At 36.6% G+C, this 11,976-nt stretch carries 11 protein-coding genes and 3 pseudogenes; 7 read left to right on the forward strand and 7 right to left on the reverse strand.

Translation table 11 applies throughout. From position 1 onward, the window contains the following. Positions 1–123: 123 nt before the first annotated feature. The 4 genes and pseudogenes from FTV32_RS17550 to FTV32_RS14765 all read left to right on the forward strand — a co-directional run. Positions 124–216, forward strand: a pseudogene (locus FTV32_RS17550) (DUF159 family protein); the annotation flags it as partial. A 111-nt stretch (positions 217–327) separates the two neighbouring features. Continuing rightward, the gene (locus FTV32_RS14755; protein ID WP_035270232.1) at positions 328–954 is read left to right on the forward strand and encodes a LexA family transcriptional regulator; all 627 of its coding nucleotides are present in this window, start codon (positions 328–330) and stop codon (positions 952–954) included. A gap of 14 nt (positions 955–968) precedes the next feature. Continuing rightward, the gene (locus FTV32_RS14760) at positions 969–2,264 is read left to right on the forward strand and encodes a Y-family DNA polymerase (RefSeq protein ID WP_001190352.1); all 1,296 of its coding nucleotides are present in this window, start codon (positions 969–971) and stop codon (positions 2,262–2,264) included. A 4-nt stretch (positions 2,265–2,268) separates the two neighbouring features. Beyond that, positions 2,269–2,487: a hypothetical protein gene (locus FTV32_RS14765; protein WP_000550047.1), complete on the forward strand. Its 219-nt coding sequence runs from the start codon at positions 2,269–2,271 to the stop codon at positions 2,485–2,487. Between the two features lie 144 nt (positions 2,488–2,631). Here the strand turns inward: FTV32_RS14765 and FTV32_RS17775 are convergent, their stop codons facing one another. From FTV32_RS17775 to FTV32_RS14780, 4 genes are read right to left on the reverse strand one after another with little or no spacing between them, the layout of a single operon-like run. Next, positions 2,632–2,739, reverse strand: coding sequence for a hypothetical protein (locus FTV32_RS17775; RefSeq protein ID WP_372551473.1), 108 nt, complete (start codon positions 2,737–2,739; stop codon positions 2,632–2,634). 60 nt (positions 2,740–2,799) lie between these two features. Beyond that, positions 2,800–6,000, reverse strand: a complete 3,201-nt coding sequence (locus FTV32_RS14770) for a site-specific integrase (protein WP_002046149.1) — start codon at positions 5,998–6,000, stop codon at positions 2,800–2,802. Between the two features lie 4 nt (positions 6,001–6,004). Beyond that, the gene (locus FTV32_RS14775; RefSeq protein ID WP_002058482.1) at positions 6,005–8,344 is read right to left on the reverse strand and encodes a hypothetical protein; all 2,340 of its coding nucleotides are present in this window, start codon (positions 8,342–8,344) and stop codon (positions 6,005–6,007) included. 12 nt (positions 8,345–8,356) lie between these two features. After that, positions 8,357–8,821: a hypothetical protein gene (locus tag FTV32_RS14780; RefSeq protein ID WP_000911011.1), complete on the reverse strand. Its 465-nt coding sequence runs from the start codon at positions 8,819–8,821 to the stop codon at positions 8,357–8,359. A gap of 274 nt (positions 8,822–9,095) precedes the next feature. Between FTV32_RS14780 and FTV32_RS14785 the strand changes: the two genes are divergently transcribed. The 3 genes from FTV32_RS14785 to FTV32_RS14795 all read left to right on the forward strand — a co-directional run bounded on the left by FTV32_RS14785 (position 9,096) and on the right by FTV32_RS14795 (position 10,479). Then, positions 9,096–9,263 carry a YhfG family protein gene (locus FTV32_RS14785; protein ID WP_002125865.1) on the forward strand — a complete coding sequence of 56 codons (168 nt, stop codon included), beginning with the start codon at positions 9,096–9,098 and terminating at the stop codon, positions 9,261–9,263. Between the two features lie 12 nt (positions 9,264–9,275). Further along, positions 9,276–9,872 (forward strand): putative adenosine monophosphate-protein transferase Fic, encoded by a 597-nt coding sequence (locus FTV32_RS14790; RefSeq protein WP_004658347.1) that lies wholly within the window; start codon positions 9,276–9,278, stop codon positions 9,870–9,872. A 349-nt stretch (positions 9,873–10,221) separates the two neighbouring features. Further along, complete coding sequence (locus tag FTV32_RS14795; RefSeq protein WP_004726728.1) at positions 10,222–10,479, forward strand: hypothetical protein; 258 nt, start codon at positions 10,222–10,224, stop codon at positions 10,477–10,479. Between the two features lie 448 nt (positions 10,480–10,927). On the opposite strand, the pseudogene FTV32_RS14800 reads toward FTV32_RS14795, so the two are convergent. The 3 genes and pseudogenes from FTV32_RS14800 to FTV32_RS14810 all read right to left on the reverse strand — a co-directional run. Continuing rightward, positions 10,928–11,035 (reverse strand): annotated as a pseudogene (locus FTV32_RS14800) (IS5/IS1182 family transposase); the annotation flags it as partial. Positions 11,036–11,080: 45 nt separating this feature from the next. After that, complete coding sequence (locus FTV32_RS14805; RefSeq protein WP_180029048.1) at positions 11,081–11,647, reverse strand: recombinase family protein; 567 nt, start codon at positions 11,645–11,647, stop codon at positions 11,081–11,083. Between the two features lie 218 nt (positions 11,648–11,865). Beyond that, positions 11,866–11,976, reverse strand: a pseudogene (locus FTV32_RS14810) (IS701 family transposase); the annotation flags it as partial.

Genomic DNA, 11,976 nt, shown 5'->3' on the forward strand with positions numbered 1-11,976 from the left:
TGGACACTCTTATCGACAAGTCGGTCGGCTGGTCAATCTAAGCAAAAATACCGTGTTGGATATCGTTAAAAGAAGTCGGAGTGAAAATCCTTAGCGTGCTATATTTTCCGTTTCCTGAGACGACCCCATGAACACGCGCATGAATATTTTTTTGAAATGCCCGATGAATTCGTCACTTTTCCACGCGATGAGCAAAAACAAGACGTCTTATTCTGACGCATCCTTGTTTATCCACAACTTTTTAAATTTGAATTTTAAATACTGTTAGTAATATCCTATTTATACAAATTCTACTTCCAAACACGCCTTGTAGCGTAGGAGTATCTAATGTCTAAGAAGTTGCCTATCTACTTCTCTGACGACGCATGGTCATCTTTACAAGAGCTCATGGGTCCAGAGGGTAAGCCAAGCCCTACCATCAATACCGTGCTTGAACAAATCGCTGTTCAAAATGAACTGGTTGCGCAGTTAGGGCTTACTGCAGTTCTACCCAAATCTAAAGTCTCTATCCCCGTCTCTTTAGAGCGCATCCCTGCAGGTCCAGCCTTCAGCACCAAGGATGAGCAAGATAAAGCGCTCGATCTGAATGAGTTCCTGATTCACAACCCTATTTCTACGTTCATTGCTTATGTAGACAGTGAATCTATGCTTGATGCTGGTTTCGAGATCAATGACCCAATCATTGTCGATCGCAGCATTGAGGCCAAGCATTACGATATCGTGGTTGCCCTGATTGATAATAGCGCCTCGACCATTAAGCGGCTGATGATCACCAATAAGATGTCCAAGTCTGAAATCAAAGAAATATTTGGAGATGAAGATTATCCGCTTCCAGAACTTTGGTTGAAGGCTGAAAATTCGAATTACAATCACATCATTCCTGATGATAGTCAGACCATATCAATCTGGGGTGTGGTGACTTTTAATTTAAAGCGTATTTATCACCGCTCATAAAAAGAAGAATAACCATGCAAAGTGAAAATGAAATATTCGCGTTAGTCGACGTGAATAATTGCTACGTCTCGTGTGAGCGTGTGTTTAATCCTGCCTTGAATGATCGCCCAACCATTGTGCTCAGCAACAATGACGGCTGTGCCGTGGCCAGAAGCCAGGAAGCGAAAGACTTAGGCATCAAGATGGGTGTTCCTGTATTCCAAATTAAAGAGCTGATCAAACAACATAACATTCAGGTGCTATCCAGTAATTTCTCCTTATATGGCGAAATGTCCAAGCGCTTTATGGAGCTGCTTGGGGACTATGTTGCACCAGGAGATCAAGAGGTCTATTCCATTGATGAATGCTTTCTGAAGCTCACAGCTTACGAGCATCTATTTGACCTGACTGTATATGCTCAAGACATGAGGGCTAAGGCTTGGCGTTGGTTAGGCCTACCCTGCTGTATTGGAATTGGTCGCTCTAAAACCGAAGCCAAGATTGCCAATCATCTCGCCAAGAAAAACAAGTTCTTCAATGGGGTCTGTAATCTGGCCCATATGGACCCATGCTCTACAGAAACGCTACTCGCGCAGGTTGATGTGTCTGAGGTTTGGGGCGTAGGCAGACAGAACTGTAAGAAGCTCAATACTATGGGTGTTCAATCTGTGCTGGATCTGATCAATGCCAATCCTAAAGAAATCAAAAAGCAGTTTAGTATCGTGATGGAAAAGACGGTGCTTGAGCTACAGGGCCTTTCTTGTATTGACCTTAGTGATGATACTGTAGCGAAGAAGCAAATCATCAGCAGCCGTTCATATGGCAACCCAGTGTATGAAATGGATGACATTAAAGCTTCGGTTCGGCTTTATGTGGCCAGAGCCGTGAAACGAATGCGGGAAGATGGCTCAATCTGCAAGATGATCGGCGTGTATATCCAAACCAGTCGCTTTGATAAGACAGAGCGCTACTCGCCTTACATCGTCGTTCAAATGCATGAGCATACGGATGATCTACTGCTCATCACCAAGGCCGCGATGAAAGGCATCGATCAGATATTTAAGAAAGGCTTTAAGTATAAAAAGGCGGGAATCGTGCTGCTCGAAATTACAGATCAATCCAAGTTTGTGCCCGATCTATTCACGGACTATTCACATAAGCAAGAGCGAGAAAGGCTTTCAGATGCCATCGAAGCCATCAGTGAACGGTTTGGGAAGAATCTCGTCACGCTAGGCATTGCCAACAATAAAGAAGCCACATGGCACATGAATCAAAACCTTAGATCACCTTCGTATTTAACCAAATGGTCTGACTTACCAAGAGTAGGATAAAAACATGCACTTATTTAAATTAACTGACGAACAACTCGCACAAATTCTTATCCCGAAACGATTTGTACCACCTACTCCACCTGAACATGAAGGCAAGAATATGGTCTATGTATTTGATAGTGAGGATAAGTTTGAACTGACTTATGATGAGCTGGTGGAAATCATTAGCAAAGCTAGAATGGCTGGTCCGAAGTTGATACCTGTCTTAGGCACCGTGAATTAAATTGTGCAGTGTTCGCACGCCACTTGAAACATAACTTGATTGGAAATGAATTTGGGCTGAGAAAAATTCAGTTCAAATTTAACCTGACGGGCACACTAAAAAATGGGTAATTGTCAGATCGAGTTTGGACTACAACACTTTAGCTCATCGATTTACCATACCGCTAATCTTCACACCATTTTCGTAAATCCAGCGATCAAACTGTGATACTACATTCCGCTTATTAATCCAAGTCAGCATGGTGCTTTTCATAAAGGCAGTTTACTTATAAACAGGGAAATTTCTAAACAATTCCCCTTTAACATGCTTAGGCTATTTGATCCAGAGTTCATCTTTTTGCATCATTTTTAACATTAAATTAAATATAACCAGCGGAGTAACATTTTTTTTGTTAGAGCCGACAACTCTTTGAAAACTAAATTTAACGGTTCGCTCAGGAGCATCCAAATTAACTGGGTAGTTTTGTTTTTCTAAATACAGATGATCTCCTAACATTGGCTCTATACCAGTAATAAAATTAACAATTTGTTGCTCATCACCTTTCATTCGGCATTGAAAATGTAGAAAATTCTTACGCAGTTTTCCAAATAATAATAATATTTTAAGCGCCTTAACCATGTTCTTTTCTTTCAGTGCATCTTGCTGCCTATCATCTTTATAATGAAAATCAAGGAGAGGAATTATTTCATCTGGACGAGTCAGTTTTTTAGCCTTTTCGTAAAGTTCATCAAACCAACTCTCTTCTAAATTCTTACTATAAACATAATTCGTTTTTAAATTAAATTTTTGGCGATCCATCCATTTAGTGCTCATCCATTGACATCGTTGCATCCATTCTTGAGCTTGGGTATCTTCGCTTAAACGACCTTCTCTAAAACTTATCAAACGTTGAAAAGGTGTCAGAGTACTCTTCTCTATACTAAACTTCTTTTCTTGTCGGCCAGCCATCGTAACTGGCTGTGTTTGCTGATAAGAATTAAACCATTTCTGCTGCTGAGTATAACGATTTAGGTTTATGTAGTCTGTACTTGACTTCACTGGACTAAAACACTGTTCTAATACTTTTTTTGAAATGATACACGGCGAATTATAAATTCGATCGACTGCTAATAAATCCAAAACATGAAGGTAATTTGAAGCCGTTTGCTCAATACTGCTATGCCCCATCCAAGAGGCGAGCACCTGCCATTTATGTTGAATAATCTCTTCTTGAGCACGTGCTTTCATACCAAACAATAAATCCCTCATCTTTTTTGCTTTTACCCAAGGACAATCTGTGTAGGTCTTGATCATTTCTTTTGAACCGAGCAAAGTTATTGCTAGATAGTTAGCAGCACTGTGGCGTAATGTATGAAAACTAAAGCCATGATGCATACCTAATATTTGACTAAACAAATCTACTGTAATTTTGCTGATACATTGATCAGTTAATACACGATGATTCACACTAAAAAGTAGATCATCCTGCTGATTAACCAAATATTGCTCATAACGATGTTGTATGTAACGTTGTACTACTAAAAACTCATGTTCTGACAATGCAATTTTCAATGGTATTTGACGATTCGCACTTCGCGTTTTCAGACGGCGATATGAATTGTCTTGGATATGAAGCGTGATATTATTAAAAACTGTATTTTCTTTTTCTTTATAAAGTAGCTCTGGGCAAATAATATCTTGTATTTTAAGACAACGAACTTCATTTAATCGAAGTCCAGTTCTATAACTTAGTAAATACATCAGCTTTAAACAACTCAGATGATCGACCCACTCTGATGCCGTTGGCTCTTGACTTAAATTTTCTAGTTTTTCCAATAATTTGCCAAATAGCAAAGGACTCACTAGCCGTGCATTGCAAATTTGTAAATGCTTAAAACTTGAATTCTGTAACACCAATACCCCTGGAGCATCATAATTCTCTATACAGAATTGATGAAAATCTTTTAGGCGACCAAAACGGTATTCTGCGCTTTGGTGCATCTTACGAGAGGTTTTTCCTTTCACCGAATCTCGTTGAACTGCTTTTTCATCACGTTCACTGCTGTATTTCAATAGCTGCCGATATAAATCCTCATAGTCATCTATGGATTGTTGCTTTAAATCTAATTTATTGAGCCAAATCTCAAATATAAATTCTTTGCCAAACGATCCTAAGTAGCTTTCAATAGTTGATAATTGAAGCCCTCGTTTTTTTAAATGCATTAACCAGTGAATTAAGCGTAGTTGAGCATCAATTAAAGACTTTTCCTCCGTATTAGCATCAACTATCTTCTCCTCTAACACCCTTCTAGTTTCTTGCCAAAAACGTAGCGTGCGTTCTTCTTTATTCCTCTTTTTATCTAAACGCTCAACTTTTTGACCTTTACGTTTCTTTTGACCAAACAACATCAACTCATACGGAATCGTTTGTAATTTGCTTTGAACAGTCGGAACTTCAGGAAGTAACTGCTCTTGTTCAAAATGAATAGGGCGATTATCTGGTTCTGTGACTTGATTGTAATCATTATTCCACAGCAATCTAAATTCGGATGGCCTTAAAGCAACAGTATTAATCTCTTGCTGAAGCACATTACTCAAAAATATATCTATGCTGAGGTTTGGATTAAATTCGAGTACCATTTGCACATCATTAAATGCACGAAATCCACGGCGTTTAATTTGATATTGCAGATCCCCAAGACTTTTTTTCCTGCCTATCTTACTCAAGCTTTCTAAAATACAATCTTCAACTGAATGTTGCAGACAAAATTCTTTCTGAGTAGCTTTCAACTTTTTTAAATATTGCAAAATGAACTGCGCATATGGGTTAAAAAAAACATGTTTCCATTGGTACAACTTTCCCTGTTCTACATCGTTGCCATATTGAGAGTTTTCAACACGATAATGTAGTAACAATGGATTAGTGATTTTTTTGTAGTCCGAATGGTATAACCGAAAACAATTCAGATCTGTACCAAGCTCAATGGCCTCCTGCAATTGCTTCTGAATAGCAATCAAATGCTGTTCATCTGCACAGCCTGAAATATATATAAAACTTAAGCATAAATTTCCCCATAAGTACTTTGGTTCATTCCAATATTCAAATGAATCTTGCCAATACTGCCTTAATTCCTTAAGTACATGGATATGTAGATGCCCCTGTTCTAACCGTGACTCTGTACTCTCAATTTTTCTAGGCAGTACGATCCGTTTAGTATGTGGATTTAGCTTAATTCTGTATGATTTTTTATCTACATTCTGGTTGAATTGCTTCCTTCTTTTATTAAATTCATCTTCAGTAAATTGCATCAGTTTTGATTGTTCGTCTCGGCTCAACTTTTGACTCAAACAATCAACACTATCTTTAATGTCATGCCATTTTTCAGCGATCTGCTGATCAAGTTTTTGCTGCATTTCTTTCGTCAATACTTCAGGTGGAGAAGGCTGTCTATCTAGCGACTTTTTCACCATTTTATGAATATCAACAAATAGATCATCTAGTTGTGGTTTTATTAGTTCTTTGATTTTTTGCATACAACTATTTTCGCTCTAAGTGTTTAATCGATAAAGATTTGACATTATCTTGCAATTGCTGGCGGGCTTGCTGTACATAGACATTCGGGATAAGTGAAGAATGCGGATGAAAAGCCTCTCGGTCACGTTGGTCATGACCATACAGGGCCTGAATTAAGTGAAAAGCTAATGCTGGTTTACCCTCTTGCTGCTCATGCATCAAAAAGTTCATGTCAAAATGACGTAACCAATTCGAATACATATTCTTTGGAAAGACTCCTTGCATATATGAATTCACCCATTTTCTCGATAAAGGGATTAACTTAATTTTCCTGCTCTGCCATTCTTTGACAGTTATCGGCAAGATATCTTTACTAAAAATGACCTTACCAAAAAGATCATTTACAGTTATCTTCTTCTTTGCAAAGACTTGTCTAAAAAATGAACCGTACGCTTCAATAATTTGTTCTAAAAAGGCAGTGTAATTTTGCAGTGTTTTTATGAAAAAATCAGATAAAGGGATAAAACGACCATCTTTTCTTGCTTTACTATTTTTTTTATCATTCACATATAAAAGCTTGAGCTCAACACAATAATCATCCAAATTCCCCAACAGGTTTTTTTTAGGCCGACTTGCCAAACTCAACAAACTGATATGCCACATCCAACACGCATATGCATTAAGTTGATTAATAATGTGCTTATCTTCTTGGATGTTTTCGTGACAATGTCTATGTAAAATATGGAATTGCTCTTTCACAAAATTGGGTTCAAGTGCCAGTTGGCTCCCTATCCTTCCTATAGATAATGCAGATTGCACTTTGAATTGTTGTTGCAATATTTTTAGTTCAGCCGTGTCTTCAGTAAAATGTGTGGAATGTGGTGTAAGTGCTTTTTCTAAAAAGGCTAGATATGTGCTACTGAGTTGAGTTTTCGGTAGCCCGCCATAATAGATACCAGGCATGTGATGCTGACTATCCCGCCCAGCAATTACATGAGCAAGATATTCATTATATGTTTCATAATATATATGAAAATATAATTGAGCCTGCAGTTTTTCTACAGTGATCGAACCTACAAACCGATTATCAAGCCAATTCTTAAGTTTCGTATTAATGTGTGTTGATGAAATTAGTGGATTCGATGCTTGTTCTATATAGTCAAACCAAGCAGAAGGTAAATGTAGTTGATGTGTCATCACTTCATTCCACCGCACATGATTTAAGCTCTTAATCTTCTGCTCTGTAATTTTAAGATTTAATTTGAGTAAATATTCGCGACGTCTACTTGAACCATTCTGGATCAAAATTCCATCTTGAATAAGCTCGTTAAAATCCATCAGTGCGACGGGTGATAATCCCGTCAAAAGTGACAATAAACATGCTGCAGCGATTGCAGCATCCCTCCAGTGCCCGGATAACTCGGTTCTCAACACATAAACAATTTGCTTCAGTATATCTGGCGCCAAATAATGTGGATTTGTAACAAAAGGAGCATGACGGCGCTGGCGATGCCGCATTAGATGCGTCGCATTATCGCTGAGTATATAATTTAAATTTTTAGACTTTTCATCTTCTGAATAAAACTCCATTTCAGGATCTAATAGATCAACTTCACCCTCTTCATCTTTGTGAAGAGCGGCATCATAAATACTGATCTTTGCGTTATGTCCAATATCTACTTGCTTACCCGTTTTAATTTCACGAAATTTTTTGAGTTCATTTTTCGTCGGCCATTGCAAAACTTTACTTTTTTTTGACTTACGCTGACGATGAACAACACGACGATCATCAAGTCTTTTAAAAATTATTAATAGAGCCGATAAATACTCTATGGCTTGTACTTGTTTGAAATCTTTAATATTAAAAAGTTGATTACGATCCTCCTTTTTCAAGTTACGTTCGTACATGACATAGCGATTTAGTAGCTCACTGCATTCTTGAAATAATTCAGCATGATTAGAATCCAGAACATATCGTGATACATAGCGAAAGAGATCACAAACATGTTTTTGCTTATTCTCAGCTTTATCAATTTTTGCAAATTCTTGATACTGCCGATATGTTAAAAAACTCGCTTGTAGAATCAAATAACGTTCAGACGACAGCTCTTGAGTATTACTAGTAGTCGGGCATGCAAAATAACTTAAAGAAGCTAGATAATAATATTTACCTAATTGTCTAGAACTAGATATATAGCCATATATCTGTTGTGCTTCCTTATATAGAGCATGGGCTTTTTCACGTAAATCATCTGATAGATCGACAAATTGTGTATTCACAACATGATTGCGTAATAAACAATAATCTTTTTGGAATTTTTCTGCTAAATCTAAGAATTGCTCTTCTGTTTCAATCTTTGGCATATTCGCTTTCGCTTAATTTTTTATCAAATTGCATTGGTTAAATTCATTACGATCTGAACAATTTGGTAAAAGTTGATCTTTTATTGAACTCTTTGTCAGCTTAAAAAATCTAGCAAAAAATTTAGCATCCAGCTCTTTCTGAGCTTTTCTCTCAAAGCACAAGTGTTGCTGTGATTTTTCGATAAAATCATCAAGATTATGTATCAACTGTAAGATTGCAACATAATTAGAATGTACACGTAAGCATGGCTCCGTTTGCATTAATAGCAATATTTTTTGCCAAATTTTCACATAGATTATTTTGAACTTTGCTTGTACTACTACTTTCTGGCTCTGTTTAATCTTTTTGATTTTCAGTAGTTCTGAGTTAATTTTTACTATCTTAAATTGAACATTTTGTCGCTCAAAGCAAAAGGGCATGATAAATTGCCCCATAAATATCTCTATATTTTTTACTAAATAGTCAAATTTTAACATTTTTATCGATATAAAAAATGAGCATATCTTTGTATATTAAAATTCATTTAATTTATCAACTAAATTCTCTCAAAATTACAATTATCAACAAATACATATGGTTTGCTTATCATGGGTGGTCTAAATTTTAAAAATTCTTCCACTTTTTTTTAGTTTTCTGTTATTACATGAAACAATACCGTTGTATTACATTTTGAAATGCTGTGTATGCAGCATTGATCAAAAAGATTCTCTGCTATACTTACCTCACGTGTAGCATCAATGGAGTTTCGAAATGCTCAGAACCACTGAACAGAAAAAAAAATATATTCAAGCGACACGTGCGCAAAACTATCAAGCCAGCCTAAAGCTTGAAGGCATTACAACGACAGCTCAAACAACTCAACAAAGTAAAGCTGAAATCTTGCAAAAATATAAGAAGTATTCGCAACCCGAAACTTAGTCAGGTGCATGTATGGATAAATATGGGGAAATGGGTGACAGCCTGTATTGTTACCCTGGCACAAATATCCTAAAGAACAAACTCAATATTCATGATGAACAAATTTTAGAACAAGCTGAACTAGAACTGTCTGGATTGGCAAGTAACTTAATTGAATATGCTGAACCACCTTACGACTTACAATACTTAAAATCAATTCATGCGCAGCTCTTTGGCGACTTATACGACTGGGCAGGAAAGTTAAGACAAATCGATATTTCCAAAGGTGACACCCGTTTTTGTAATTTTTCCCGTATTGAAATTGAAACCAATAAACTACTCAAACCGCTTCAAGAAAAAAAATACTTTCAAGGCTTAGCACCACAACAACTGATTCCTCAACTTGCCGACTTGTATTGTGAGCTTAATGTCATACACCCATTCCGTGAAGGTAATGGACGTACACAACGGATTTTCTTTGAGCATCTGATTGCTCATTGTGGTTATGGTATTGATTGGTCTCGCATTGACTCTCAACAACAATGGATTCAAGCCAATATTGAAGGTTTTTATGGTAATTTAAATCCATTAATTAAGATTTTTGAAATATGCTTTATTCAAAATACCTAAAATTTAAGTAGTCGAAGCCCACAATCCTTAATGAGCCATCATCTTTGCTTCAATCCACTGATTAATTTCCCAAATAAACCAACAATCACGATTCTTAGAAATCTTAATACTCTTCGGGTAATTTAGGATCGTAATATTCAGATTACTTATCCAGAATTGAATAGATCGTTAACTTAGATAGACTTTTAAGCAATGTAACTTGCCGCATGTTTATCAACATATGTCTCAAAAAAATCTGCCCATACATAGATTTATGGCGTTTAGTGCTTAAATTTCAGATTAATCTTCGTCTGATGACCTGAATGGATGTTACAGATTACATGCAGGTGAATTACTCTGTGGCTGTATCATGGCTTTTGTGCAATCCAATCCATTTGATCCGAATGTTCTCTTTTGCAATAAAGCAGCCTCTTCTGCTTTTCCTGAACCAACGAACTATGTCATTGATTTGATTCAACCGACAACAGTGATGCTGAATCAAATCTCCAAAGAAGGGATTAAATGCAAGAAATGTGGTAAGAAAAAGATAGGGGATGGAAGTTATTATCCGTCTAATTGGAACCAGCCCATGAGTCGAGATCAGTTGAGTAAGAATCATTTTAAATGAATAAGAGAAGGATGGCTTACCTCACTTCTCCGAATAACAATGCTATGCTTTTCAACCAAGGTTATAAATTGGCAACTACATTTCATTCTTCTTCATGCTGGTCCTATAGCCTGTAGACAATTACTACATCATTTGCATTCAATGCTCAATACAGCCTGTCAGCAGAACCGCAGCGATACTTTTTTTCGTGCATACATGTAGTGTTTAAATCCATTCATTTTTCAATGATCCTCTGCCGTTTATCACATTTATGGTCGATCTTTAACCTTGTGAAAAATGCACATACCGATCCCTTCAAACTGTCAAATTTATGTATGCATGACATTTAAAGAAAATTATCTGATCAATTTTTTTAGGTAAAATTCATCAAGAAAAAAGTTATTATTATTCATAACATCACCAATAACCACATAAAAACAATAATTTAATAAATTATTCTTCCAATTTTTTTATATTTAGTGTTATTCCATTCACCTTCACCTAGAAACTTCAAGCCAGTAGAGTCCACGAGTAGATGCAGACCATCTCTACTTTTTTGGTAGCTAATTGTAATATCTGAATAGCCACTGATTTTGTAGGCACCTTTCAGTCCATCTAGTGACTAATTAATTTGTTTTAAATACCGATAGACAGCCTGTCTACTGATACCAAACGCTTTTGCCAGATCAACTTTTGATGAATACTTCCCTTCTTTCCAGGCTTGCAGTAATGCTTTAGCTTGATCTGGATTCAATTTATGGACACGACCTTTATATTTGCCCTGAGCTGCTGCGATCTTAATCCCTTCTTTCTGACGTTCTAAGATAATTTCCCGCTCGAATTGAGCAAAAGCACCCATCAGTTGCAGCATCAAATTATCCATCGGCGTGGATTGGGCAGTAAAAGTAATATTCTCTTTTACAAACTGGATGGCGATCCCTCGTTTGACCAGTTTATCTACTTCAGTGACCAAATCTTTCAGGCTTCGCGCAAAACGATCCATGGAATGTACAATCACCCTGTCCCCTTCCCGGACATAGTTCAACATTTCCTGAAATTTAGGTCGGTCAGTATTTTTACCTGAAGCACGGTCAACAAAAATCCGGTCGACTTCAATTCCCTCAAGTTGACGTCCAGTGTTTTGCTCGACAGAACTTACCCGGATATACCCTACTTTTTGGCCTTTCAATTTTTCACGCCCCAATTGGATAAAAATGAACAATTTCGTAAATTATAAATCTTTAATACTAAAGTTACATGTTATTTATGATTAAAAATCATTTAAATGATACATAATTTCATGAACTTTCAGATTGTAACTTTAGGGTACACTCTAAATCTACATATTTAAATAACGAGTTTTTTCTCACTCATAAGAATTTGTAAGAATATAGGACTTACGCACTATTATTTATAGATTCTCTGTGGTAGCAGATGATTTTTATCGAGAATAAAGTCATCAATGAAGTTTTTGATAACTGGTCTAAATAATTTCTTCTGCCAACGATATACATTTTC

This window comes from Acinetobacter sp. YH16032, from assembly GCF_013417345.1.
Classification (GTDB): Bacteria; Pseudomonadota; Gammaproteobacteria; order Pseudomonadales; family Moraxellaceae; genus Acinetobacter.

What these genes read in the sequence shown, in the direction of transcription:
- FTV32_RS14755 (WP_035270232.1), top strand. Translation starts at nt 328, where the DNA reads ATGTCTAAGAAGTTGCCTATCTACTTCTCTGACGACGCATGGTCATCT.
- FTV32_RS14760 (WP_001190352.1), top strand. Translation starts at nt 969, where the DNA reads ATGCAAAGTGAAAATGAAATATTCGCGTTAGTCGACGTGAATAATTGC.
- FTV32_RS14765 (WP_000550047.1), top strand. Translation starts at nt 2,269, where the DNA reads ATGCACTTATTTAAATTAACTGACGAACAACTCGCACAAATTCTTATC.
- FTV32_RS17775 (WP_372551473.1), bottom strand. Translation starts at nt 2,739, where the DNA reads ATGAAAAGCACCATGCTGACTTGGATTAATAAGCGGAATGTAGTATCA.
- FTV32_RS14770 (WP_002046149.1), bottom strand. Translation starts at nt 6,000, where the DNA reads ATGCAAAAAATCAAAGAACTAATAAAACCACAACTAGATGATCTATTT.
- FTV32_RS14775 (WP_002058482.1), bottom strand. Translation starts at nt 8,344, where the DNA reads ATGCCAAAGATTGAAACAGAAGAGCAATTCTTAGATTTAGCAGAAAAA.
- FTV32_RS14780 (WP_000911011.1), bottom strand. Translation starts at nt 8,821, where the DNA reads ATGTTAAAATTTGACTATTTAGTAAAAAATATAGAGATATTTATGGGG.
- FTV32_RS14785 (WP_002125865.1), top strand. Translation starts at nt 9,096, where the DNA reads ATGCTCAGAACCACTGAACAGAAAAAAAAATATATTCAAGCGACACGT.
- FTV32_RS14790 (WP_004658347.1), top strand. Translation starts at nt 9,276, where the DNA reads ATGGATAAATATGGGGAAATGGGTGACAGCCTGTATTGTTACCCTGGC.
- FTV32_RS14795 (WP_004726728.1), top strand. Translation starts at nt 10,222, where the DNA reads ATGGCTTTTGTGCAATCCAATCCATTTGATCCGAATGTTCTCTTTTGC.